This window comes from Bacteroides sp. HF-162 (assembly GCF_015679285.1).
Lineage (GTDB): Bacteria > Bacteroidota > Bacteroidia > Bacteroidales > Bacteroidaceae > Bacteroides > Bacteroides uniformis.
Window position 1 is genome coordinate 2,807,729 of record NZ_CP064937.1, and the last position, 24,812, is coordinate 2,832,540.

Annotated in this window: 17 protein-coding genes and 8 pseudogenes; 9 read left to right on the plus strand and 16 right to left on the minus strand. The window is 43.6% G+C overall.

Going from position 1 to position 24,812, the window contains the following annotated elements; translation table 11 throughout:
• Positions 1-536 precede the first annotated feature (536 nt).
• From ITJ87_RS11445 to ITJ87_RS11455, 4 genes and pseudogenes are all read left to right on the plus strand, one after another.
• A pseudogene (locus tag ITJ87_RS11445) lies at positions 537-931 on the plus strand (hypothetical protein).
• A 53-nt stretch (positions 932-984) separates the two neighbouring features.
• Positions 985-2,450: pseudogene (locus ITJ87_RS11450) on the plus strand (relaxase/mobilization nuclease domain-containing protein).
• Between the two features lie 209 nt (positions 2,451-2,659).
• Positions 2,660-2,910, plus strand: a pseudogene (locus ITJ87_RS18715) (chromosome partitioning protein ParA); the annotation flags it as partial.
• A 51-nt stretch (positions 2,911-2,961) separates the two neighbouring features.
• Positions 2,962-3,426: a hypothetical protein gene (locus ITJ87_RS11455; RefSeq protein WP_370293458.1), complete on the plus strand. Its 465-nt coding sequence runs from the start codon at positions 2,962-2,964 to the stop codon at positions 3,424-3,426.
• Between the two features lie 166 nt (positions 3,427-3,592).
• Here the strand turns inward: ITJ87_RS11455 and brxL are convergent, their stop codons facing one another.
• From brxL to ITJ87_RS11505, 10 genes and pseudogenes are all read right to left on the minus strand, one after another.
• On the minus strand, positions 3,593-5,743 hold the full coding sequence (gene brxL / locus ITJ87_RS11460) for a BREX system Lon protease-like protein BrxL (protein ID WP_117964429.1): 2,151 nt from the start codon (positions 5,741-5,743) through the stop codon (positions 3,593-3,595).
• A gap of 3 nt (positions 5,744-5,746) precedes the next feature.
• A complete protein-coding gene (locus tag ITJ87_RS11465; protein WP_117964428.1) occupies positions 5,747-8,227 on the minus strand; it encodes a PglZ domain-containing protein in 2,481 nt (826 codons plus the stop codon).
• A gap of 14 nt (positions 8,228-8,241) precedes the next feature.
• Positions 8,242-11,973: a BREX-1 system adenine-specific DNA-methyltransferase PglX gene (pglX, locus tag ITJ87_RS11470; RefSeq protein ID WP_229135062.1), complete on the minus strand. Its 3,732-nt coding sequence runs from the start codon at positions 11,971-11,973 to the stop codon at positions 8,242-8,244.
• Between the two features lie 192 nt (positions 11,974-12,165).
• Positions 12,166-15,003: pseudogene (brxC, locus tag ITJ87_RS11475) on the minus strand (BREX system P-loop protein BrxC); the annotation flags it as partial.
• A gap of 12 nt (positions 15,004-15,015) precedes the next feature.
• Positions 15,016-15,813 carry a DUF6079 family protein gene (locus ITJ87_RS11480; protein WP_117964425.1) on the minus strand — a complete coding sequence of 266 codons (798 nt, stop codon included), beginning with the start codon at positions 15,811-15,813 and terminating at the stop codon, positions 15,016-15,018.
• Positions 15,814-15,816: 3 nt separating this feature from the next.
• On the minus strand, positions 15,817-16,377 hold the full coding sequence (locus tag ITJ87_RS11485; RefSeq protein WP_117964424.1) for a DUF1788 domain-containing protein: 561 nt from the start codon (positions 16,375-16,377) through the stop codon (positions 15,817-15,819).
• Positions 16,364-17,128 (minus strand): BrxA family protein, encoded by a 765-nt coding sequence (locus ITJ87_RS11490; RefSeq protein ID WP_117964423.1) that lies wholly within the window; start codon positions 17,126-17,128, stop codon positions 16,364-16,366. Before ITJ87_RS11490 ends, ITJ87_RS11485 begins: the two co-directional genes overlap by 14 nt.
• Entirely contained in the window at positions 17,128-17,598 is a 471-nt protein-coding gene (locus tag ITJ87_RS11495; RefSeq protein ID WP_117964422.1) for a BrxE family protein, read from the minus strand. Before ITJ87_RS11495 ends, ITJ87_RS11490 begins: the two co-directional genes overlap by 1 nt.
• A gap of 7 nt (positions 17,599-17,605) precedes the next feature.
• The gene (locus ITJ87_RS11500; protein WP_117964421.1) at positions 17,606-17,812 is read right to left on the minus strand and encodes a helix-turn-helix transcriptional regulator; all 207 of its coding nucleotides are present in this window, start codon (positions 17,810-17,812) and stop codon (positions 17,606-17,608) included.
• A gap of 205 nt (positions 17,813-18,017) precedes the next feature.
• Complete coding sequence (locus tag ITJ87_RS11505) at positions 18,018-18,194, minus strand: hypothetical protein (protein WP_158562828.1); 177 nt, start codon at positions 18,192-18,194, stop codon at positions 18,018-18,020.
• Positions 18,195-18,614: 420 nt separating this feature from the next.
• On the opposite strand from ITJ87_RS11505, the pseudogene ITJ87_RS11510 reads away from it, so the two are divergent.
• A pseudogene (locus ITJ87_RS11510) lies at positions 18,615-18,977 on the plus strand (hypothetical protein).
• 90 nt (positions 18,978-19,067) lie between these two features.
• Entirely contained in the window at positions 19,068-19,415 is a 348-nt protein-coding gene (locus ITJ87_RS11515; protein WP_229135064.1) for a hypothetical protein, read from the plus strand.
• Here ITJ87_RS11515 and ITJ87_RS11520 read toward each other — a convergent pair.
• The 4 genes and pseudogenes from ITJ87_RS11520 to ITJ87_RS18995 all read right to left on the minus strand — a co-directional run.
• Entirely contained in the window at positions 19,355-19,591 is a 237-nt protein-coding gene (locus ITJ87_RS11520) for a helix-turn-helix domain-containing protein (protein WP_117964420.1), read from the minus strand. The genes ITJ87_RS11515 and ITJ87_RS11520 overlap by 61 nt on opposite strands.
• 214 nt (positions 19,592-19,805) lie before the next feature.
• Entirely contained in the window at positions 19,806-20,054 is a 249-nt protein-coding gene (locus ITJ87_RS11525) for a hypothetical protein (protein WP_118696417.1), read from the minus strand.
• A 42-nt stretch (positions 20,055-20,096) separates the two neighbouring features.
• A pseudogene (locus ITJ87_RS11530) lies at positions 20,097-21,637 on the minus strand (toprim domain-containing protein); the annotation flags it as partial.
• A 63-nt stretch (positions 21,638-21,700) separates the two neighbouring features.
• Positions 21,701-21,889: pseudogene (locus ITJ87_RS18995) on the minus strand (hypothetical protein); the annotation flags it as partial.
• Positions 21,890-21,895: 6 nt separating this feature from the next.
• On the opposite strand from ITJ87_RS18995, the gene ITJ87_RS19000 reads away from it, so the two are divergent.
• Positions 21,896-22,189 (plus strand): hypothetical protein, encoded by a 294-nt coding sequence (locus ITJ87_RS19000; RefSeq protein WP_370540402.1) that lies wholly within the window; start codon positions 21,896-21,898, stop codon positions 22,187-22,189.
• Positions 22,190-22,388: 199 nt separating this feature from the next.
• Here the strand turns inward: ITJ87_RS19000 and ITJ87_RS18720 are convergent.
• Together ITJ87_RS18720 and ITJ87_RS18725 are read right to left on the minus strand one after the other, a co-directional pair.
• Positions 22,389-22,702: pseudogene (locus tag ITJ87_RS18720) on the minus strand (hypothetical protein).
• Positions 22,703-22,718: 16 nt separating this feature from the next.
• Entirely contained in the window at positions 22,719-22,910 is a 192-nt protein-coding gene (locus ITJ87_RS18725; protein WP_117964418.1) for a hypothetical protein, read from the minus strand.
• 136 nt (positions 22,911-23,046) lie between these two features.
• On the opposite strand from ITJ87_RS18725, the gene ITJ87_RS11535 reads away from it, so the two are divergent.
• Both ITJ87_RS11535 and ITJ87_RS11540 read left to right on the plus strand, forming a co-directional pair.
• Positions 23,047-23,496 (plus strand): helix-turn-helix transcriptional regulator, encoded by a 450-nt coding sequence (locus ITJ87_RS11535; protein ID WP_117964417.1) that lies wholly within the window; start codon positions 23,047-23,049, stop codon positions 23,494-23,496.
• A 429-nt stretch (positions 23,497-23,925) separates the two neighbouring features.
• Entirely contained in the window at positions 23,926-24,810 is an 885-nt protein-coding gene (locus ITJ87_RS11540) for a sensor histidine kinase KdpD (protein ID WP_117964416.1), read from the plus strand.
• The last annotated feature ends 2 nt before the right edge of the window (positions 24,811-24,812 follow it).

Here is a 24,812-nt window from a genome sequence, read left to right on the forward strand (position 1 = left end):
CGGCCGCATTTCCATACGCTTCCACACTTCTTTTTCACTTCTGTTCTGAGTCCATAGGCAGTAATGTCCTTTTGCCCTTGAAGTCATTGTCTATAGAACATTGAAGTATGTATAGCCTTTGCAACCTTGGAATATGGGACGGATGAACCATTAGTTCAAGGCAATAGCCCAGCTTGGCAACAAGTGATTTCTATACAGACGTATGCCGTTCCAAAGATGCAGAAAACTACGGATAAAGAAATTTGGAACACTTGATAATCAGGCTAATATTACCGAATATTTTTCCCAAGAATGATGTTGTGAATTTTTGCGTTTCGCCGTTTTTTGTGCTTCTTTGAGGTCTCTAAAGCTACCGGGAAGACATCGAACTGCGTTGCAGGATTTGTCAAGCAAGTTGTACTCTTGTCATTACAAAACGGAGTTTTGTCCTCACAAGAGTCACTTGCCGATTACTGCCGCAACGGAGCGATAAATCGCTGTTTCGCTATGCGAAATAGGTGTCCGGAGAACCCAGCTAACAAGTAATCAAAGGAAGTATGAAACAGAAAACCAAAGTATTCCAGTTACGGCTTATCCCGAGGAAGCCCAACTGTTGAAGGAAAAATCAGGCTTATTCCACTCTGTGAGCCACTATATCCTGTCTGCAGTGCAGGAATTTTCCAATGTGGATGTGAAGGAACGCATCGAGTTGATCCGAGAACTCGGAGAATTTTACCGAAAGAATCAGAACGAACTGTCCTGGGCAGGCGGAAACCTAAATCAGGTGGTCAAACGAGCCAATGAGCTAGCGGTAGCCTGGTTACTCGCACCCAGCTATAGCCAAGAGATTGTGCTTCCAACCATTCGGGAAACACAGGAAACGATGAACCGCATCAAACGGGATTTGGAATTGATTACACTCAAGTGTATAAAAAACAAAACACTGAAGTAATGTTTGTGCGGTATATACTTTAACCGTTGAACCCAACTAATCCGAATATTCAGATGATTGCAACCATTTTACCCGGAAGTTCGAACTTCCATGCCGTAGATTATAATGAACGGAAGGTGGCGAAAGGTGTAGCCCGGTTACTGGAGATAAAAAACTTCGGAGCACTCGGTGAAGTGCGCAAGCCAACCCCTGAAGAGCTGGCTCAGTTTCTCATGGAATATTCCTCCATGAATCCCAGAATCCAGAAAGCCCAGTTCCATGCAGCCATCTCCTGCAAGGGCTACGAGATGTCAGAAGCCCAGTTGCTTGATTTCGCGCACCAGTATCTTCAAGAAATGGGCTATGCCGAACCCGGACAACCCTGGCTCATTTATTCCCACAACGATACAGACAATGCACACCTACACATTGTTACTTCGAGAGTGGCGCCCGACGGTCGCAAGATACAGCATAACCATGAATGCAGACGCTCATTGACAAGATACTCGGTATGGACCGGCAGCAGAAAACAGACAAGGACATCGAGGCCGTCAAACAGTACAGCTTTTCTTCCTTCACCCAGTTCAAGGCCGTGATAGGAACCATGGGCTATGAAGTCTTTCAGAAAGACGGGAACGTCTTCGTCAAGCAAGGAGGCAGAATCCAAAAGAAAATTCCTCTGGCAGAGATTGAAGCCCTGTTCAAGAAAGGCTATCAGGATAAGGCACGCAATCGCCAGTTGAGAGCCTACCTGAAGAAATACCGGGATGTATGCGCCAACAAGGAAGAACTGCAGAAGGAAATAAAGAAGAACTTCGGAGTGGATGTGGTTTTCTTCGGCAAGAAAGACAAGCCCTACGGCTATATGCTGATAGACCATGCCAACAAGACCGTCATTCATGGTGCCCGGGTCCTTGCCGTAGAAGAACTGCTCGACTTTGCTACCCCGAACAACGCTTTGACCGGATAGAAGCATTCATAGACCAGTTGCTGACCCTCAATCCTAAGGCCACGCAGGGAGAAATCTTCCAGAAATTCAAGAAACAGCATGCCTATATAAAGAAAGGTGTCATCTACTACGATGGCCAGAGCAGACCCTTGCCGCCTTTCATGGCCAAGGCCATAGACCGTAATAATCGCATCAGTTTCATTGAGAAATTCCGCCTGCAGAACGAAGCCGAAGTGGAAATGCTGTGCAAGGCATTCAAGGTGGACCGTCCGGACCTGGTGGACATTTCTACAGAACGTCCTCCCAAGTATGCTGATGCTGTGGACAAATTGCGTGATATATTCCAGAATCCCGAAGTGAAGTCCCCCCCGCAGCGCTATGTATCAAGAAGGTTTTGATGTGGAACGGGTGAAGAAGAAGCCCAAGAAGAATACACTCAATCCAATCAAAAGTTTACAGCGGAAGTCCCATCAAGGATTGGGTAAACTCCGGAAAGAAGGAGTCGGCAGTCACAGTGCTAACCGCGAATGGGAAGTTGGCAAGAAAACGAACTACGACGAGGTGGACGACGGACGCTCGTTGAAGATTTAGTATTGATGTTTAATGATTTAAGTTACAACAGAAAGTCAAATGGGGACTTTTAGTTGTAACTTTTTGGGCTAATTTTTCTCAGATTCCCTTGTTCCGAAGTCCATTCACCCCCCGGTTTCAGCAACCGAAAGCACATTGATGTTGTACATTTAGGTTTTCCCTGTTCCAGCATTTACTTTTGCTTGCGAATTTAATAAACGGAAAACAACATGATACAGACCCCGGTCATAGTCACCTTTGCCAACTACTTAGTGGCAAAAGGCGTCCGGGTGGTTATCATCGACTGCGACTTCCAACACTTGATCATGAAATGCCGCAAGGCAGACATCAAGAAGTATGAGAGGAACAACTACCCTATGAAGTCTGGTCATACGAACCCAACAACAAAGTGGATAGGACCTCGCTGGTGGAGAAACTGCACAATGACCCAGAGATAGATGTGGTACTCATCGACTCACCTGAGGAGGATGTAGACATATCGGACGAAGCACAGTCCTTCCGACCTCATAAGGTGAGCAGGGAGGAACCGAAGAAGGAAGAGGAAAAGAAAGAGGAATCCGAAGCACAATCGGATGCCGATGCTTCACAGGAAGGGAAAGAAGAATCCGACGATGAAAAGGAGCAATCAGACAACTCAGAAGAAACATCCAATGAAACTGAATTGGACACCGAACAGGACGAAACTTCTTCTCAATCTTCGGATGATGAAACGACCGAGGAACCTGCTAAAGAAGCAGAGTCTGAAAAACCTTCTGATGAACAAGCATCCGAAGAAAGCAACGATGATGCCTATGATGAAGAACACTCTGAAAGTAACGACCACCCCTTCTGCTCACCGAGCTACCGCGAAGCCATCATGACGGACGGCATCCTGGTGGATGACATCTTCAAAGTCATCGACCAGCTGGCTGAAACCGGTGAATGTGACCTGGGCACCATAATCTATCACTGCGAAAGCATGCGATATGCCGGGTGAATGCACCCTATACCAACTGGACGAAAGTCCACCGTTCCTTTAGCGACCTCTGATACTTGAATGACCTCTGTTCCTTTGGCGATGAAATCCATTATCTTTTTAAGCAAGTCTGCATGAACCTGATAACCAAGTAAATCTTGCGTTGTTTCATTATCTGACCACATATTTATTCAACTTTAGTATATACAATTTTTGTTTCCAAGCAAGGGCGTAAATCCAAGTCATAATAGCCCATAAGATAGAAGTTGCGACCAATGTTTTGATAGATATGCAAGCCGCGGTCAAGGGAGATATTCCATCCGTTGTCGGTGATGATGTACCTTGCATGAATTAAATCTGAGAATGTGAATTCAAAATCAATCCCAGTATCTTGCAGAGCCGCCTTTAGTTGTTCCAGCCCATCTTGAATCTTTTGTGTTTCATCAATGGATTCACCCATTTTGGTGGTAAGTATAATCTTCTTACAATCACCTATTTTTACAATGGATTCAATAAAGCGAGTTAGATTTTGCATTTGATATCCATGTGATAGGTAGGGCTCTTGCAGTTCGATAACCTTTGCCCCTTCCAAGTAATCAGCAAATAGCTTATCGTAGCTGTAGCCTGTATCTCCATACCGAATAGCAAGCGATTTGGGCTTTGGATCATTGTCTATTATTGCATTAGGTGCAGTTGTCGCTTGTACAGGTGTAAATTCTTGCAAATATTCTTTCTGGCATACCGCTTCTTTTTCTGTGCTCTTAGATTTATGAGGATTAAAGGCTGCTGGTTGTTTTTCAATAACAATTTCTACATCCCCAGTCTTTCTAGGATCCTGTGTAGCCATTGAATCTTTACTTTCCGGACACCATACCACAACTTTTTCTCCATCTTTGTTGATATACGACATATTGATGCGAGCGTATTCTTCATCAGGCTTACGCTTATTCAATTGTTCTTTTACACGTCGACGACCTTCTAGAGCATACGCTACAATCTCATCAAACTCCTTAGGCGTAGGTTCACCTATGGGGTAAATGAGTTTTAAGAAGCCAAGTACAGTTTTTTGAAGCGCACGACTATCACGGCCTTCTACATTGTCACCTACTTTGAGATATTTATTCAATATGGGCAGATAGTCACTGTTGTGGTCAAAGAGGTAGTGCATGACTTCCGACAGGTAGTCAGAAATCATGCCATAGTTGTTATTGTAGGCAGAATCGTCAATCTTGGGTATTTCCCAGCCTGGTATATAATTGTAGAACCGATCGATAACAGCAAAGTCGAATGCCTTGGGTAAAGTGGCCAATAAGTCATGATCATAGCTGTTGACTATAGTGGGTATGTTCAAGTCAAAGTTACCGACAAAAGCAAAACTAGCCTGTCCGGTCACTTCCTGTCCTCGGCTGAAGCGTCCATTTGCCATATAATCCTTCATGATTTGAATGGTATCGGCATCTTTAATCTTCATGTTGGCTACTTCGTCAAAAGCCACATTGTCCCAAAATCCCACTGCACCAACTTGTTTACGCTGATTATTGTACAGCAATGTCGCAGTACTGGCTTGCCCACCGGACAGCAAGGTGGAATAGGGAGAGAACTCCGAGTAAAAGTACGACTTACCGGTACTTCTACCTCCCAGTTCTATGCTGTTATAATTGTTTTGTACCAATGGGATGAATCTCGACAAGATATGGAATTTCAGTCGTTTGCCATCTTTGTCTCCCTTTAGAGAGCGGCTACGTTCTGCCAACCAGTCCGGATTGATACCGATACTGCGTATCAAAACATTTATCCACTCATCCGTAGTGAATCCTTTACGGCCTTCAAACAGTTTTTGTTCATCAAAACGTGCTATTTGGATGGGGCGCAAATCTTCTACATAGAAGGCATAGTCATCCTCTTGCACTTCATTGTAAGCCAATGTGACTTCAGCCCAGATACCACTTTCAAGCAGTTTTTCGTTTTTCTGATAAAACTGCGGATTGATGGCGATACGTTTGGAACCGAAATTTTCCATTTCGGCCCAATAACGTTTTTCTCGCTCCACATATTTCACATGGATCTTATCAATAAACTTGTGGCGCTTCTTTTGTTCCACAATAGCCTGAGCCTTATTGCTTTCATCGGGCTTTACGTAGTTCTTCTCGATGATTTGCAACACTGCTTTTTTACCTTCCTCAATTTCATCTGGGTCGTCCGAGGCACAATAACGTGACAAAAGAAATTCCAGTACGAATGAAGGCACATTTACAGTCTGTTTGATTTCATGCAGTAAATCCTTTCGTACGACCTTTCCAGGGAAGTATTCGTTGAGCTTTATATCTAGTCTGTCCATTGTTTAAAAATCAAATTCAGTTTGTAATTGAATAGAAGCTAATGTCACATTGGTATCTGGATCAAGGGCCATCACAATGATATCACCTTCTACGCCTTCGTTAATTTCTATGGGTTGCTTACACTTGTCGCATTCACTTGGAATTGCAATCAAGTCTGTTGTCTCATTATAGAATGTCGATTCAACCACACGACCCACTTCTTTTCCGGATGCATCGGTTACTACCATCTTGACAATGCACAGTTCAGGGCGGAAAAGTGAATCCACACCGCTAAAGTTTAATTCGATGAGCGGACGATTAACACGTACAATGCCACTGTTCTTTCCTTTATAAGTCAGCTCAAGACGGAAAGCATCTTTTTTGCGCTCTTCTGTCAATTGAACAGTCAGGATGGGAACGATGTTTTCCTGCAGCGACAAACCTTCATGGAAATAGATCTTATTCTTTTCATAGATGCCATATTGCTTGGCAAATGCAAAACGATAGACTTGGCTATGCACACCGATTTGCTCAGGAGTATAGAGCCATGAATTTTCGTTTCCATTCAGATCACCTGCTTGACTACGGCGTTCGTTCATTACGCTGGTACCAACAGGCTTGCTCATATTGTCTCCAGCCTGGTATTTGGGCTGTACCATATAACCATGGTCGGCCATAATGACGACATTGTCGAAACCTGAATTTTTGCAAGCACGGATACACTTGGTAAACAGTCGCATTTCACTTTCCATTTCAGAATAGCCTACACTGTTTAGATTCTCTCCCGCAGCATCGATTGATTGGCTGCGAATGATAAGCAAATTCACATCCGAGGTGACGTTAGCTGAGAGGAAATCCTCGGATCGTACATCCATCAGCTTAACATGCGCAGGCACTTTACTTTCAATATAGCTGATTCGATCTGCCGGTAAATCTACCTTTTTCCCTTCAAGATAAGGCTGCAGTTTACCATCTTCAACAGCCAACTGCAACTTTGATTCTGCGTCAGGAAGTAAGGCAGCCATGCCAAATCTGGTTACCGTAGGGACGTAAGCGGCCGAAGGCTGTATGCTGACGGTATAACTGTTTTCCAGGCTTTGAGCCAATTCCTTACCCATCTCAAAACGGAAAGCGTCGGCATAGATGATGGCTACTCGTTTGTGGGCATTTAGGAGGGGTGCAATTCCCTTGTTCCAAGCTTGTATATTCCAGTTGATGCCTGCAATTGGATAGCCTTCTTCTTCAATGAGTTTCTGATAACGACTCTGTATTTGTTCGGTAAAGTTTCGATAGTTACGATATACAAACTGCGCTAATTCATTTATCTGTGGTGTGTCAACATCCGAACCGGTCAGAATGGTCTGAAAACGGCGGAAGGCATAATCAACCTTATAGCCTTCTTCGCTGTACCACAGGACAAAATCCTTCAAGCTATCCAAATCGCCCAAAGGCTGGCGAATGCACTGCATCATTCGTTCACATTGGTCGGTTAAATTCCAGAATAATGCCACACCGGCATTAGCCTGATACCAAACGCTCTTTTTGTTTTTTGCTACCAATAACGTGGCTTCCGTGTATTCACCTTTGTGCAGATGGTCCAAATAGATATTGAACTCCACCTTGTTTTCAAAGGCAAATGTTACTATTTTACCTAAATCAATCGCATCAGCAAACAAACTATCCAGATGTAAACGACTGGTAATAGCCTGAGCCTGTTCTACATATTCGTCACGAAGATCGGTACGGTTGCGGATGCTTTGACAGAGGTTGTTTATGCTCTCCATGTTCTCTTTCGGGCATTTAGCCACGGTGTTGAGTTCCGCAGGCAAAATTCCGGGCAGGTCGTGCACGAATTCGCTGAAGAGCAAGTATTGCCATAGCTTTTGCTTGACATCCTTCAACGTAATTCCATTACTGTCTAATCCGGGCAAATGGTTTTCACCGAAGCTCTTCCATTCACTCATCCATGCAGTGCTGTTTATCTCATTTAAAGCCAAGAGATTCAAGGTAATCTCTACCATGCTTTTACCACCGGTAAGCGTCTCCAGCTCCGGATAATTTACACCCTCTTGCAGGGCATTGATGTTGGCAAAGCTGGCTGTGCCATTCTTAAACAATTCATCAATAGCCTCTGTTTTTCCGTGAAGGAAGTTTTTGCACAGGTTGATATAGGAGTCATTGGGACCGATGGGAAAGCGGGCACCAATTTGCGTCATTCCGATAAAGGGGTCATACACCCGTTTTTTATCTTTGGGGACAGCTGATTTGCGATAGATCAGCAGGCGCGCATCTTCGTTTTGAGCCAACTCGTTCATCCAATAGTCACAAGCCGCTTCTCTATGATGAATCAATTCTCGGGTGGTGTCGATTACCTGTACACCTCGCTCTGCCACCAAAGGCAAAAGCGAATAGTATTTGCCCTCGGGGTCATAAATGGTTATAATGGGATGTTCCTTGCTGGTTTTACCAATCCAAACATCTATGATATGTCCTTGTATATCCATATAGATAGAAGTGTTTATAAGTCAAACAATTGCATCGTTGGTCCTTCGCTGCATTTTTTTCTTGGTTTCTTTTCCTTGGGCTTGTTTTCGCACAATTCCTCAAGACCATGGGTCAAGGCCATGCACCAATCCTTTTTCGCTTTGTCTCGGATGCGAGCCGGATAGAGAGCATAAGCCAAATGGCTCCAGTCATATTCACCCTTTTGTAGATTCTCCCAATTGCTCAGGCATTCCTTTTTCCATGCGTTGTGGCGGAACACATTGCGCAATGGTGCTGCTGTTACCGGAACACCATCATCATGATTGGGCTTATATGGCAAATCATTCAATTGTTGGAGTTCTGCCTCCAATGTGCGTATATCGCCCATTAGGTTGAGCAAGGCTGCCTCTCGTTTCTTATCGTTAGCCAGTTGAGCTGCTGTCAAATCGCTTTGTGCAGCGGTATGTTCTTTGCTCAACAACAAGAGTAAGTGAGGCAGTGTTTGACTACTCAGTTGGGGATAATACACCCAAAGGGTAATTTCGCCCTCCGGTGATGAAACCGGCCAATAGATAGGTGCTTTTCTGCGGCTCTTGGTATAGCGCTTAAAATGGTAATCGAAGAAACCATTAGGCGATTCCAAATAAGTTTGCAAACTATCTACACCTATTAACTGGCAGAGTTCGCTTTCCATTTCATCTGCATCATTTTTCCAGAGACTGTGCATCACTTCCTGCACGCGCTTTACTAAACTGTCAGGATGCTGATCATCACCTATCAGAATGCCGTCAGTCGGTAGTGTAAGCGGATATAGCTGCGCTTCTTCAGACTGGAACGATACTACTGGCATAAAGGGCAAGGCGTCGAATACATCGCCAAAGGGAGGAATGGTTTCGGGCTGGGCTGCATAGCGGATATTCCATCTGCCGAAAGCCATGCCAACCAACTCCATGACGATTTCTTGCGCCATCACTTGTTTATTGATGACATTCCCATTGCTGGCACCATCGATGGAGAGTAGTTCTTCATAAGGACGGCAACTCTTATAGGCATTGAGCGTGGCTCTGAAGTCACTGTCTACTTCAATCTCTGCCAAGTCCATCCATAAGTCGTCGTTTTCTTTCACTAACTCTTGGTAGCGGGTATAATCAGCAGTAAGTTTTTCTTGCAGTTGATCTAAACTTTCTCCTAAATGGTGACCATGCATAATCTGTGCAATCAAGCCATGATATTCCAGGTTGGTTTCATCTAAACTGAACCACCAGCGTTTGATGTCAATGATTTCAGTAATAATGCGCTCAATATCAGCCTGACGATCGGCATAGTCGGGCATGGGGAGAAGATTCATATAGCCAGAAGGCTTATGTTGACCAGTATATTGATTTATTGCATATTGCGATACAATAGAATTGATATATGATAGCATTGTAAAAGAGCTTTCTTTATTTAAGCGGGGAATAGTTTGCCCTTCTACCGTAAAATAGAGGTTTCTTTTAAGAATATGTGCATCTAGAATATCTCCACGTTTACCATAGCAGAGGCCTGAACTTCCAACCGAATCAATACCTGTTGGCCTAAAGTTGGGATAGGTCTTAGCAATATCACCATTTCTTTCCCAGATCATAAAGTCTCTATATTGAGTATAAAAGAGAGTGTATCCGCTTCCTTCGTATATATGACGCACGTTTAGTAGCTGTTTGTTGCTTTCGTAAAATAATCTAAAGTGCACATCTGCAACAAGTGCCATTCCTCGTTGTGCAGGCATTCCTCTCTGTTCGATATTCTTGCAATTAAATAGATTTAGTAGTTTTCCGTCAAATTTATAACCAATTACAGTATTAGGAAGATTTGAATAATCAATAGACTTAGACCAATAAACGTCTGAGATAGAATCAGAATTCTTTATAGCGTTTTCAAGTTTACTTTCCTTGTTGTCCGTATCCAATAAGTCTATAAAAACTCCTTCCTTGTTTGAACTTATTTTACTGATTACTAGCGTTGATGTTTCTACATTAGCATCTAAAACATTCCATCCAGTGTCTGCACAAGCTGAAATATAACCGCAAATATTTTTCTTGCGGAATGGTTCGTAAGAGGATTTGATGAGCACAGTACGGTCAAAGATAGCCCCAACGAGTCCATCGTTGACCAATAATTCTTGCATGCGATCGAAGAAAGCGCAAACAAGGTTTTTGCACCAACAGGAATAATGGGTATCTAAATAGTCAATCGTACTTTCTGATCCTTCTCCAAAAGGCGGATTCATCAAAATTACATCGTATCGCTTCTGACACAGTTCAATGAAAGCAAACCCGCGTACCGCATCATTGGCAAACAAGGTATTTTCGTAGCCTTCTTCTTCCGACAGACGAGAAGAAACCGTGTGCAATGCCCCTTGCAACTTCTCTACAACTGTAGCGAAGAAAGCTTCCTTGGCTTCCTTCTTATTGATAAGAACATGAAGCTTTTTGTTTACAGCGCCAATTTCTTTTATCTTTTCCTCCGAATCAAATAAACTGGCATCTACATATTTATTTACTTCACTCCAATTCTTGCGTAAATCTTCAATTTCAGCTTCTATTTCCTGCTCCATCTTAATGAGCAAGCCCGCTTCGCCTGCATACTTCATCTTGTCCCATATCTTTATCAGCAAGCGTTGCATGGGTTTGTCCAATTGTTCGGTCAATAATTTGAGCATACGCTTATTGCCCGGCATCGGCTCAGCCAATACCAGGTGTGAACGCTCAATTACCGGACGCTCCTCGCGAGGAATGCCCAAATTACTCCACGATTGTTGAGCACGGAGCCACAGCGAAAGAGCGGCAATCTGCAGAGCACGAGGATCTATCTCCGCACCATAAATGTTGTTTTCCAAAATAAGTTTGGGAACCAAGCGAGCAAAAGATTCTCGGGTCTCCGTGTAGCGATATTGTGACAACAATTCGGGCTGATTGTCCCAGGCATCCATATAGATGGCTTCCATAACATCGAAGATATATAGCCCAAAATGCATAGAGCCACAAGCAGGATCAAGCATGGACAATTCGGTCGGCTCCTTAATAGGGCGTGGCGTCAGTACCTCGTCAGGCCGATGAATCATATACTGGCATAAATCTGTAATAGAGGTCTTACCACCGGTCATTTCATACCAAATACGGCCCAGAGAATTGTCTGTGAGAAAACGCACGACATAATCAGGCGTAAAAAACTGGTTACGCACCGCCATTTCTCGACTATTGCGCGGACGATTGCTTTCATCACGCATCTTGCGACGTTCCTCCAATGAATTATAGTACTGGAAAATCCAGCCCAAAGTTTCGTCTTCCCTCCAGAAGTCTACCGTCTCGCCAGTCTGGTCATCATAGAAAGCCGTAAGATTTTCATTGTTGATTAAGTCAAAGAGTTTGGTCAATGTCGTTTCATCCGGCCACATCAATCCATAAGGAGAATAGCGGTCGAAAACCGATGGAAGTTCGATAGACAATTCATCGTAGAGTGACTGGATATACCAGCAGTAGCGTTCGTAACGGGAGCCCACGCTGCCCTGTCCGGTTACCATATCATAACTGACGAAGCCGGCAGAATCGTAGCCATCACCGATAGAGGGCATAATCAATTCACGTTCTTCACACATGCGTACAGCACAAAAACGATTCAATATGGTGAACGCTTGTTCGGCTGTAAGCTGTTGCACTGCTTTTTTGTCGATATCTGTACTATCTGCAGGAAGGCTGTTTTTGATGTATTGCAAACGGCCACGAAGCATGCGAGCACGATAAATAATATCCGCATTACTTGTAGTTAGTTGGCTGACAGGAATAACCCGGCCGTCAGCCCAAATACCATAATGTTACTGCAGAGAAGATATGATGTTGTTTGTGAGCAACGTCTTGACGTCGCTCACAAACTGCATTAATATTTTGCGTCCTGATGTAGAAATCATAACTAGAAGTTTTGATTAGTCAATAAAAGAAAGATCAATGGATACGCCCTCATCCATTTGAGGCAATAGACGAGTCAACTCATTAATAAGCGACTCAACATCCTTTCGCTGAGTGAGGCGGCGCTTAATCTGACGACGAACGACTGTTGGTGTAGGTTCGTTAGCTCCTGAAGCATTTTCGGCATCAGTTTCGTCACTGCTTTCATTGGGGCGATTGGTATCATCGTCCTCAGCAGGCGTTGTAACAGCCGGTTTGTTGGCTGCTACAAAATCCTTCACTTTTCGCTCAAGACTATCGAATAGACCTAGAGGAGCGTAGAAAGCAGTAAATTGATTGCACATTTCCTGCAAAAGTTCGAGCGTTTTACCCTCTTGAATAGCAATTTTACTCATCAAGACTTCGATGCTCTGCTTCTGTTCCTCTTTCAATGAACAGAAATCTTCCGAACCACGAATTTCGCTGTTCTTCTGATTGATGAAGAGAGTAGCCTCCGTATAGAAGTGCATGCAAGCCTGCTCAATTTCATTGTCAATGCGTGAAGCCAAATCCGCATATTCTGCAGTGTGATTAAAACAGATTGGATCGAGCATAATATCGTTGAAGGCCTGTTCATCTTCTCCCAATTGATTCTTCAATATTTCCAGAGTGGGGAGTTGCGGCAAGCGTTGGGCATCATTCAGTCGTTTTTGGATTTTCTTGATAGAAGTGATAACCTTCCCTTGTTCCTCCGCTTTGAACACCAGGTTGACAAACCTTAATGCATCAGCACAAGCTTTGTCTTTGGCAAAGAGATAAGGTGCTTCGGCACCTTCTGATTCGATAATCTTAACCAAATAATTCACCGCTTGACTAACAGTAGATGTTCCAGCCATTTTCAGTTTTTCAAAAGTGTCTTTTAATTGTTCCACTTTTGTTCGACGTTGCGTGGCGATTTTTAATGATATTTTGGCTATGCTGGCTGGAATAGGAGATAATCCTTGCGGGTTGTACAATTCCTTCAGGGTAGTCATAGCCATCATCATTTCTGCCGGCTTTAAGTGAGCATCTGTATTAAGAGACAGCCCAAGGTGGCTGAACGATGTATTATTCTTCATGGCTTCAGCAGCATTCTTGGTGAACATTTTAAATGACTGAGCACCACTTCTTACCACGATAATGCCGGCCTTCAACATCAATGCTACTAAATAGCGGATGGTATCTTTGCTCCAGCCATACTGAGCACGGCTGAAGTGGTCGGATAGTTGTCCACCATTAGCATCATTGTTTGAGGCGATATAATCCTTTATTTCAGCAAACGCAGCATGACCAGTTTCTATAACACCATTATCGCCTACAATGCCAAATGGATTGAGCGACTCGGGCAGCTTGGTAGAATCTTCATAAGCCAATAAATCACTAACAACAGAAGCTGACATGCTACGCGAAGCCAAAGGATATTTGTTGTAAACCTGTTCGGCAAAACTCTTCAAGGCTTGCGTCTTGTAAGTTTCTCCATTTACAGATGTAGGCGAACCCTTGCAGATGGTTTCGCTGTTGTTTTGTGATTGACGTAAAATGCGTGTGATTTCCTGACGATTCTTATCGGCATCTGCTTGTTGCGCTCGCAGGTAATCTTGGATTTCCTTATTAGTATCATGCCGATGATTGTTGCAAATGGTTTCGTCTCTCACCACATCAATTAGCAAGAGCTCTATATCTTGCGGCAAGGTGCAAACCCAAAACATGGTCTGCTTATTTTCCACTTTTGTACTTTCAGTCAGGAGCGCATTATGCACTTTCTCAAAGTCGCTGGCGTCCACGAAGCGAACGTTCAGTTTGATGTCACCTCCCGAAATCAACACGGGATTCTGTCTGCCACGGCATAATTCCACCGTTGCACTAATTGTCTTAGAGCCATAAATGCTAACAGATGGAGCCGGGGATAGAATATCGTGCACCAACTCTTTCATGACTTTGAATTTATCAGAGTCAGTTGCATTTATTCTGGAACGTTCATCTTGGACGCTAAGAATGGCATTGGTCATGAATCTGAAACGTCCATCAATTTCTTGGAGTGTAACGCCGGCTGTGTCTTTTATTTCATCCAGTAAAGCACGGAGTTCCGGTTTGCTCAATGGATGGCCAATCTGTTGGAATAGCAAGGAGCAGAGATTGTCGAACGACAAACAAAAGTCGTCCAACAATTGCATAATGGCTATCGTCTTGCATACTTTCACAGCCAATGGGTTGCTACTATAAAGTTCGATGGCTTTTTTGGCGGAAATGACAATTTCGCGGAAGTCTTGATTCTTCTCCATATACGGATGAAGAGCATCATAGAACAAATCCGGCGTAGCCATCTTGCCTAAAGGGCATTCTGCCAAATGGCCATCTACCAATAAGTCTCTAATCAATCGGATGACTGAACGAAGACCGGAGCCGCCACTTCGGCTTGCCAGCTTTTGAAGTAAAGCCAGCAAGATATCAATATGAACGGGTAAGAATGGATAGAGATTGGCAAACAATTCGCTGGTCAATGGCTTCATATACAGCGAACGTTCCATATTTGTCAATCGCGTTTCCAACTTAATGGACGCTTCATTGCGATTGAACAGAGCAGTCAATACTTCTTTTCCCTGTGGTGACTTTCCCAACAGTCGTTTTGTGATGATTTCCTTGATATCATCAGCTTCTATATCAACCTTGATGGGGAAACGGTCATTGAGTTTAAAGAGTTTATCTGAGTTAACTTGTGCTTGAGGATTATCTTCTGTCAAGGTTTGTTGAGCAGTACCGATGAGCCAAACATTTCCTTTAAATTGAGATTTTAGGATTTGCATGGTTCCCTGCATACTGCGAATCAAATCTTCACTGCCTCCTACGTATTAACCAATTTCGTCGAGTACATAGATAATGCGTTCTTTGCCATATTTTTGTTTAACTAATGAACAGAGTCGTTTGAAGCGATCAGTTTCATTCTCAACAGATTCAACTTTGATAGCGTTATACTCTTCGGAAGAGGAGAAATATTCAGGCAATATGATTGGTGCAAATTTGGCAGCATATTTATTGGCTATCAACTTCTTTGATTGAATAACCTCCCAGTCTTTCCCCTCTGCTTTTACCATTTCGCAGAACTGATCATATTTACCCTCTTCTTGAAGAATGGAAATAAAATCCATTAGTTTAGGGTCGGTAGCTTTGATGCCAATGAGCTTCAACGTTTCGTAATACATTATATCGCTCACTGTCGATGTAATACCAGCTGTAGCTTCAGTGGTAAGGTCAATCATAATAACCAGGGGATCATACTTTTGGATAACCGCACGATGCAAGGTCTTGAGTGCATTATCTTCAATACGATTCATCAATTTTTCCCCAAAGCTGATACCATCCACCTTTAATGACTGCTGGAAAGAATATCCCAAATATTTGGCAAATGAACTCTTACCAGAGCCATAGAATCCAGATACCCAAACACCTACTTCGTTGGAAGAATCACGGAATGCAGACTCCAGTTCTTCGATAACCTTTTCATAGTTATCGTGCAACTTGTCGGTTACTACATATTCATTGATTTCGTTTTTTAGATTCTCCTCGCTATTATCTGCAAAAGTGACAACACTTTCAATTCGGCGATTGATGTCCTTGGACGAATCAAATAGTTCTTTTATGGTATTCATGTCTTAGAAGTTTTTTGAACGATAGCTACCGTCCATGGGATAAATATTTAAAAATGTTTTGGCAATACCTTGAGCGCTGCCGGGGTAGAGAATTAAGATAGGAAGGTCAATCTTGTTGTATATCAACTGTTCGATGCGACCAATCTTATCATAAGGATGAAGAAGCTCAAGATCCTTGAGGATGAGCAAAGGGTGAGCTGTGGCCATCATCTCTTGTTGAACAGCAAGAATAGAATTGGCAACAACCGAATTGTCTTGTATTTCTTGCCGAATACTTTCATAAAGATCAAATTCATTGTCTTCATCTACCCATACTTCATCATAATATTCATGGTTGTGAATATACTCTTGCAGAACTTTGCCAATAGAAAGTATTTTTACATCGGCGAAGCCATGAAACTTAGCTTTGGGAATCAAATGAAGGGGAATCATACGATATACCTCCATAGCATCCTCTACATCATAATTCACATAGCAGATGGGGCGGTCGCCTGTTGGATTAAGTATATCAGGACGACTTAAATAAGCAAGTGCTTCCTCAAATTTTTGTTCATAAAGTTGCATTAATAAACTCCTCCATTGATTTGTAATTCCATGAAATAGTAAGCAATTCACCAGATGTCTGAGCCATATAGGCACCTTTGAGACTAAGGTTCATTATTCTATCCAACACTTGATGACGAGTCAGGTTAAAGAGGCGCCATTCTTCCATTTCCCAAATAGCCATATCTGACATTCCTGCAAAATGCTGTTCATGCATAAAATAAAGAATTGTAAAGTCGTTCACTTCATAAGGTAGGATTTCGCCTTTACGGTTAATCATTTCATAATCGATAAAACATGAACGGACATAAGAGGCGTTACGCTTCTGTACAGACTCGCTCCATTTTGCTCTGCCTTCTTTTACTAGGTTTTCAACGTATTTTGTGAAGGCATCCCTATCAACAATATGCAGGTCTTCATTTTTGCATGAATTCAAAATTTTTGTGACGGCATCGAAAAATACAGCGTTTTCGCGAGCACAATAGACCATGAGAAGTTGAGTAAAATGCTTCAATGACAATCCACACTCACGAATGAGTTTAAGCCAAAGAGGCACATTGGGATTTACTTTCATAAATCTCTGGAAAAAGACATCATAGATAATATGAACCAGTCTATTTTCCGTTTTGCATGACAGGCAATCATTTTCTTTCACACACTTAATGAGCGCATCCTTGTCCATGCCTTCCTGATAAATAGAGAGCAGAGACAGTGTTTCATTAATCATGCCGGTGCCATGAGTTAACTGAGTTGTGTATTTAGGATTCCTCATCAATTGAAATATGGATAACAGCAATAACTGTTGGTGAATAAATTTGTGTAATGATAGGCCATCACTCTTAGAGAATTGTCTATATCATCTGACAGCTTTCCAATATTTATAGCTTCAAAACAAGGATCACATGCCACTGTAGCCATGGAACTGATGAAATCAAGTGGCTCCATGCCTAAGTTTACGTCATCGTCCAAATGATGTTTAAGATAGACATAAGTTTCCTCTTCTATTTGTATCGGACATTTGAAAAGGCTATACATATCTTTAGGTATAAAATTCTCATGGGTCTTTTGGACGATATTAATCATCAAATTATAAAAGGCCAATTTGGAAGACTTAGGAAAAAGGTAATTCATATATTCCTTTGCTGCATTATCTTCCAAGCATGGCCAAAGTCCCTTGCCGCATCCTGCTTTGTAAACAGCAAAACGCAATTTAAGTAGATTGACTATATCCGAATTTTTCATGTTGCTCTTATTGTTTATTGGTAGGTATTAGCAATTCTCGAATGTCGGCTTCTAACAATTTGGCCACCTCTGCCAGAGTTTCTATAGATGGCTGTGATGTGTTAGTACACCATTTGCTTATCGTAGCAGGGTCTTTACCCATTTTATCTGCTAACCATCTGGCTGTTTTCTTTTTCTCAACGAGAACCACTTTTAGCCTATTTAATTCTGCCATAATGATAAATTGATTGTAGTAATACGCAAAGATAAAACATTAGAATGACAATATACAATATTTGTTTGATTATTTGATTGATTTTTCTATGAAAATTACACGATAACTCTACCGAACGCAGGCTGGCGCTTGCGGAAGTAGAGCCATTGAATGGTTTTGGCAGTTGGCTCACAGATGTTGGCCGCCACTTCCGACTTATCGTATTTCATGCGATGTCGGAAGTGACGACCTTTTGGGGACGATGCGCCATCCGGTTTGCTCCGTGTCTGCGACACCAAGCAAAGCTCGGCTGATTGGCTTTTGCTACGAATGGAGGACTCCAGTCCGTTGCCATAGAGAGAACCTGCAAGGCTCCACTTCGCTTCACTTTATAGGTTCTCACAACGGCAACGGTTTTCGGGAAGCATATCTTCAAGATGGATGGGTTATTGGGTTGCGCAAGCTTTCATGAGGAATTTATCTAGGATAACCTGTTAGAGCTAATTCTTTCCCTTGGAGTCATGTTCAGGAAAGTCTTGGAACCATTGGAGCTTCTTGGTCCAACTCGTTTTGTACGTGCAAAGGTACTGCGGACGGGAGAAACGTCAAGTGCCGCTGACGCTTTCGGACGGAGGACTTTCCAGCAGCCTTCTACAATTTGTGCCAAATTGGGTATTCCGTAAAGTCCTCTGTCCTCCCACTTGCTTTATTCTCCCTGGTGTCCGCAGTGAGGGGATGCATGTAAAACGGTTTTCCCAACCAAGAAGCTCTAAAGGGCTTCACAAGAGGGATCGGAAACGTAACCAACTTAAATGATATAATTATGTGCAGACTCATGATAACACAGTTGGAGGAAGCCTTGAAAGGTTTTCCTCTCTATTCCCAGGACGGTAAGGGAAAGGACGCTATTTGCCGTGCCATCTTTGCGCTCGGTGGCGTGTAGTGGCTCATTCTTGAAGGTGAAAAGGAAGGAAACGACACCATCCTCTTCGGTATCGTCATCGGGCTGATGGAGGACGAATACGGCTACATTTTCTTGAATGAGCTGTCGGACATTGAGTTGGACTTGACCAAACAAGGCTTCGGCAAACTACAAGTAAGGCAGCAGGAGAACTTCCATCCGGTGCCGCTGAAGAAGTTGTATGACAGTTGGTTGCAGGAGTTCTTTGCAAGAATGGGTGAATGAGTGTGAGAACGAAGTGAAAGTAACAACAAAATGACCTGCCTTATCCGTCACGGACCGGGAAGGTCTCAAACAGTAGGTTTAGTCTGAGATATGAGGAATGGAAATATATTCAGTATCGCAGCCCAACTCGGTTGGACTGCTTCCACTCAGTACAAGGAAGGCAGGCTCTTCTTTGACTTCCATCGGAAGACCTTGAGCGGTGTGCCGTTTACCTTCACGGCAGAAATGAAGGACGGCAAGGTCAGTAACCTGGTGAAGGAGATTGAGTCCTTCGTGGATGCCAGCTTGCCGAGGCAGACGGCAAATCCGTTTTGGCTGGTCTGCCCTGGAGCCAGTGGAACTGAGTTCCGCTGCCCGGCAAGTCCAAAGGCAGCCTTCTATTCACGAGGGCTGTCCTTGAACTTGCGCTCTCTTCTTGGAAGACCCGCTTCCTTGTAGGCAATGAGGTCACTTCCCTGGAAGAGGATGCCCCTTTTATCGGTGTAGATCCGGATAAAAGGCAAAGGTCGCTCGGGATTGTTGATGTAGTCGTAGATGGTACATTGGTGCACCCCGAGGTAAAGGCAGGCTTCCTTGATCATTATCAATGGAATATGTTGCTTCTTGGCTGCCATGCACAGCGTGAACAGGAGGGAGTATAATCCGTTTACTGCCACTGGAGAGTTGACGAATGCTGGTGGCAGAAACATTGTGTACTTCTTTGATGCGTACGTCATATAGTTTGCTTTGTCCGTCTGCCAATGTAATAGCTTCTGCTGAAAACTTACTAATGCCGGATATCAACTGCTTGAGACCATCGGTTAGGATGTCATAATTTTCTTCATCCGTCTATTTCAGGTAATACAGATATTCACTCAAGGTGCGTCTGCCCAAAATGGAAATGCCTTTATTTTCCTCGGCAGAAAAATAGCTTTGCGGATTGTCTAAGGTTTCTATATTGGGGATGGTGATGGCATATATCTGTTTGGCAATGTCGTTAAAGAACACATGGTTGGTGGCTGCTATGGTAGAGAGGGCCAACTGTAAGGAGGTTACCTCATACTGTTGTAACCATTCTTCCTGTATTTCGCCCAGCAAACGCAAATATTTTCGCGTTTAGACGTTCCTTACTCTTCATATCTGTTTTAACCCGAGAAAGGCCGGATGAGATTTCAGGTAAGAGAGGATGGTGGACCACGACGAGCGGTTGGCCGTGATGTTCTGGGTGGATTTCCGGCTGCTGAACAACGAGGAGATGGCAGCCATGTTCAGGTAGAGAATGGGGTGGGCTTCCTTGAACTCGATGTCCGTGTTTGTCAGCATCGGACGGAATTTCGTGAGGTAACGGATGTTGAAGTGTACCTTCTCCACACATTTGCCGATGGTTTGCCAGCCCTGGAGCATGTTCCAGAAATCTACCACCTCGGAGCTCTCCTTCGCCAGTTCATTCTGATTGTGCATGCCACTGATGCAGGTCTCCAGCATCTGGGTGTAGTTGAACGATAGGTTCAGCACGGTTTCCAGCGTGCGGAAAGCAGCCAGCGGAATCACCCAGTTACCGAAGATACGGTCATGGATCTGTTCATCCTCTATCCGGATGGCCAGCTCGTTCTTGGTGATGCCGTACAGGGTTGCGAAGTTCTTCTTAAAGAGGTCACGGTATTTGAGAATTTCCAAGGTCAAATGGGTCAAGCCCAGATTGCAGATGGCCTGCAGCTCTTCGTAGTGCTTCTTTTCCAGAATGCTGAAGCTGGTCTTGGAGTATTCCAGAAATAGCACACGGGTATAGAGCGCCATGTCCTGAGTAGGCTTCTCCTGACCGCAGATGACCATTCCGGTCGTGACAATGGTTTGTGTGGCCATGCCGTCCGTTTGGGTGTTCTTCTTGGTCTGTTCACCGCCACCCCAAAGTCCTTTGAGAAAGGCGATCTTCCGGATGTCGAGGTCGTTCTTATATTCGTTAAACACGACAAGAATGTTTACAGCCTGGGAACCCCGGTCGTTCATGGCCGGAACGGAAGCCACACCCATGTTGGGCGGTTCCACATCGTGAAGGAAGAAAGCCTCCAGACTGGTGGCCAGCGTGGTCTTACCTGTACCTTTCTCACCAAACAGGTTCAAGATGGGGAAATGGCGGGGCTTCCGGTACACGATGTCACGGAATAGGGTAGCAAGCAGATAGCCAAAAGTCACCTGGGCATTGTTCCCGAAGACAGTGGTCAGCTTTTTTCCTGCTTTCGGTCCATCGTTGTTGAGGAAGGACTTTTCTTGGATTTGTTCCGTATCTGCTCCACGGCACTCCGCCACAGTCGGGTCTTGCCGTGAATCTTTCCCAACTGCTCGATGCACTGGGTATAGACCATCTGGTCTTTGACATAGCGCAGCAGCCCAGCGATCAGGCTGACGCATTGCCCCTCTTTGACAAGTGAATCTACTTGGGCAAACAGTTCCTTCGCCATGACCGCCTTGAAACCAGGGCCGTAGGGACTGCCCTTGGCCAGGTCCGTATCGGGAATGAAACAAAGCGAGTTGGTGTAGTGCTTCAGGATCTCAAACTGGTTCTCGTTCCAGGCCGTGCCGAGTGTGGCCACTGTATTCTCCAGTCCGATGGACTGCAGGCGTAGCACATCCGGCGCTCCTTCCACGATGATGAAGTTGGCCGCGTCACGCAGACGGAAAGCCCAGTCAATGCCGAACAATGTTTCTCCCTTGGTGTAGAGCAGACTGGTGATGGAGTTGATGTATTTGGGCGCTTTGGGGGTGGTGCCGATATACCGGGCCGTATAAGCGATGATGCGTCCCCATTTGTTCCGGATTGGAATCATAATCCGTTTACGGAACATCGGATAGAGCTTTTCGTCTTCATTTTTCCGGAGTATCCCCAACTCTATCAGCAGCTCTTCCTGTAGTCCCTGCTGTCGGCAAAAGTCCATGAACGCATGGATTTCCCGTGGCGCATAACCGATACCTGCTTCTGCACAGAAGTCCTCCGGCTATCGGTTGTAGGCATATTCCCGGGCATGACGGCTGTCATCATTGGCAGAAACGTGCAGATTGTCTGTAAAGAAGGTCTGGACTTTTTCCAGTACGGCATACAAGGAATCCTTGTGTGCCTGCTTTACCTTGTCGGCTGTAGCCGTTCATCCGGTATTTACGCAATGTCTTGTAGCAGACGCCCAGTTCTGCACAAGCTCTTTTTACTGAACTCCCAAAGGATCTACTATTGGCTTTGATTCTATCATATCTTTAAACTTTTTGGATATACCAATGGTCTATGAGAATGGGGTACACCAGATTTGTGTGGTATTCTCATTACATATTCAAATTGATAAAAACCAGTTCCTACTATTATGGTTTGTCTCCCAATAATGAATTAAGTGGCTATACTCTGGGAGTATGACGAGGTTAAGTATAGTCGCTGTCGTTTTTAATCTAGTCTTTTTTATCTTGCTTACGTACTCTTTTAGTTCTTACTTGAACTTTTTTGAAGTAGTTTTGAGTGGTCCGCTGGAGAAGTCTTAGGTCTGCAGTTCTGTATTCTAACTTGCCTGGTCGTTTGCACGGCTCAACCTTTCCTTCCGCCAGCGTTCAACATTACGTCTGCCAAATAATCTTCAGGCCTTGTTTTGACTGATGTATTCAGGGTTGTCATGGGTGGATTGAATCATGTTGGCAATTCTAGCTGCTAAGTCATTGGCGAACTCTTCGTATGGAATCATTTGGTCTGAGAATTCTAGAACATTCATAGGACTCAGGTTTAGTCTACGAAACTCGTGTAACCATAATTGTGTAGGTCTCCCGATTCGTTCTGGTTTTGAACTGTCGGTTGAGAATCATTCCTAGTTTGGAAGCTTGTGTTCGAACACTTTTCATCTTTTCGATGGGGAACTCCATGCTTTCGCCTACTTCAAGAGAAACGAGCGCAGGACGGATTTTTGTAGAAATTTCATTCATAAAACTTTGGTGTTTAATGTTTAACCATGCCCCATGGTTATGGGTTTGTACACCCCAAATTAAATGATTTATGTTTATATAGCCAATAAATGTTTGATGTCTTTTTGAGCTTCAATTAAAATTTTGTTCGTATGCTATGAGTATAGGAATAAAGCATGTTCATATTGGCAGGGAGATTGATAAACGACGTCTAGAGCTAGGTATCAGTAAATCAGAGCTTGGACGGTGCATTCATGTGCCCCAGCAGCACATCAACCGTATTCTGGAGAAAGAAACCATCGACACAGGCAAACTTATAGATATAAGTGTGGCCTTGGAGAAGAATTTCTTTGATCTGTATGCTTCTGATATGCACAACGTATCTGCATATCTGGCAGCAGTATCCATTCATGGAGATGCCAATAATATGATTGGCGATTCAGAAGTTGCGACTGAGCTGTCCCAAACGAAAGTTGTTTTGGAGGAAAAAGACAAGACCATTCAGGTTCTAACTGACGAAATCAAGCGTCTGGAGGAATCACTTGAGGATAAGACACTCATCATATCCTTCTATAAGGAGAAGGTGGGTGAACCAATAAAGAAATAACCATAGTTGCCTAGTCTGGAGAGATTGGTAGAGGTTGTGGTGAGTACAAGATTTTAGTGAAGTAATAGATATGAGTTGCAGGCTCAGAGCTTACCAGCATAGTGTAAGCATCTGATAGTTAAGCCAGCTTTTCAACAATGCCTTTAAGTCATGATGGAAAATCCATCAAACTTTAAACTTTAAATAAACATTCGCTTACACAGGAAGTGTTTGCAATTGATTTTCATAGCTATATTAGAGTGGCACAGGCTGCCATTGAAGGCTGATACCAATAATACTGAATAATGAATTTATGGACTGCATGCTTTACTTGGTAATGGCATGCGGCCCATTTTGTTGGGAAAAAACTGTAGTTTCTATTAATTTATTTGTATTTTCTTTAGTATATTTGCTTCCTATAATTTTATAGTAATAAGCAAGCAATAAACGATGATGCTAACAATTACGGCAGCATATGATGTCTGGACCAGCGGCCTCTATCAGAAGGATGAAGCATTGATATACAGTTTTGGCATGATTGTCATTCTGCTTTTGGTCATCATGATAATCATTTCCATCAGTAAAAGCAAAAGGTTGAAGACGTTGCAGCGCATTAATGAGGTTGCCGAAGAATCCAACCAGCTGAAGAATGCTTTCATAGCTAATATGACTCACGAAATTCGTACTCCTTTGAATGCTATTGTAGGCTTTACAACTATGCTTGCCGAAATGGATGATCTGGACAGAGAAACCCGTATGGCTTTCCTGAAGGAGATTAATGATAACAAGGACTCGCTGCTGCAACTGGTCAATGACTTGCTGGACTATTCAAAGATTGAGGCAAAGACCCTGGAATATAATGATGGAGAAGCGGATGTGAACGCGCTGATTGATGAAGTCTGCACGACAGAGAATATGCGCTCGCATCCCACAGGTATTCAGGTGGAGTTTGTAGAACGGCTGCCTCAATGCCGTTTGGTGGTAGATCGCGTGCGCTTTGCCCAAGTTATAGGTAACTTGGTGAGGAACGCCTTGAAGTTTACGGAGATGGGCAGTGTGAAAATCGGTTGTAGGAGATTGAGTAATCATAACTTCTATTTTTATGTGGCAGATACAGGCTGTGGCATTGATGAAGTGGGAAGACATGCCATCTTTGAACGGTTTGTGAAGATGAACTACAATATTAAAGGTACGGGGTTGGGGCTTTCCATCACTAAATCCATTGTGGAACACTATGGGGGAGGTATAGGTGTGGAGTCCAAGAAAGGGGAAGGCTCCACTTTCTATTTTACGTTGCCTGCCGGTATTGAATACAAAGAGTACGGTAAATTTTGATT

What these genes read in the sequence shown, in the direction of transcription:
- ITJ87_RS11500 (WP_117964421.1), bottom strand. Translation starts at nt 17,812, where the DNA reads ATGGCAGAATTAAATAGGCTAAAAGTGGTTCTCGTTGAGAAAAAGAAA.
- pglX (WP_229135062.1), bottom strand. Translation starts at nt 11,973, where the DNA reads ATGCTTCGTGGCCGTTTGCAATACATCAAAAACAGCCTTCCTGCAGAT.
- ITJ87_RS11520 (WP_117964420.1), bottom strand. Translation starts at nt 19,591, where the DNA reads ATGGCAGCCAAGAAGCAACATATTCCATTGATAATGATCAAGGAAGCC.
- ITJ87_RS11535 (WP_117964417.1), top strand. Translation starts at nt 23,047, where the DNA reads ATGAGTATAGGAATAAAGCATGTTCATATTGGCAGGGAGATTGATAAA.
- ITJ87_RS11515 (WP_229135064.1), top strand. Translation starts at nt 19,068, where the DNA reads ATGAGGAATGGAAATATATTCAGTATCGCAGCCCAACTCGGTTGGACT.
- ITJ87_RS11495 (WP_117964422.1), bottom strand. Translation starts at nt 17,598, where the DNA reads ATGAAAAATTCGGATATAGTCAATCTACTTAAATTGCGTTTTGCTGTT.
- ITJ87_RS11480 (WP_117964425.1), bottom strand. Translation starts at nt 15,813, where the DNA reads ATGAATACCATAAAAGAACTATTTGATTCGTCCAAGGACATCAATCGC.
- ITJ87_RS11465 (WP_117964428.1), bottom strand. Translation starts at nt 8,227, where the DNA reads ATGGATATACAAGGACATATCATAGATGTTTGGATTGGTAAAACCAGC.
- ITJ87_RS18725 (WP_117964418.1), bottom strand. Translation starts at nt 22,910, where the DNA reads ATGAATGAAATTTCTACAAAAATCCGTCCTGCGCTCGTTTCTCTTGAA.
- ITJ87_RS19000 (WP_370540402.1), top strand. Translation starts at nt 21,896, where the DNA reads ATGGATTTCCCGTGGCGCATAACCGATACCTGCTTCTGCACAGAAGTC.
- brxL (WP_117964429.1), bottom strand. Translation starts at nt 5,743, where the DNA reads ATGGACAGACTAGATATAAAGCTCAACGAATACTTCCCTGGAAAGGTC.
- ITJ87_RS11490 (WP_117964423.1), bottom strand. Translation starts at nt 17,128, where the DNA reads ATGAGGAATCCTAAATACACAACTCAGTTAACTCATGGCACCGGCATG.
- ITJ87_RS11485 (WP_117964424.1), bottom strand. Translation starts at nt 16,377, where the DNA reads ATGCAACTTTATGAACAAAAATTTGAGGAAGCACTTGCTTATTTAAGT.
- ITJ87_RS11540 (WP_117964416.1), top strand. Translation starts at nt 23,926, where the DNA reads ATGATGCTAACAATTACGGCAGCATATGATGTCTGGACCAGCGGCCTC.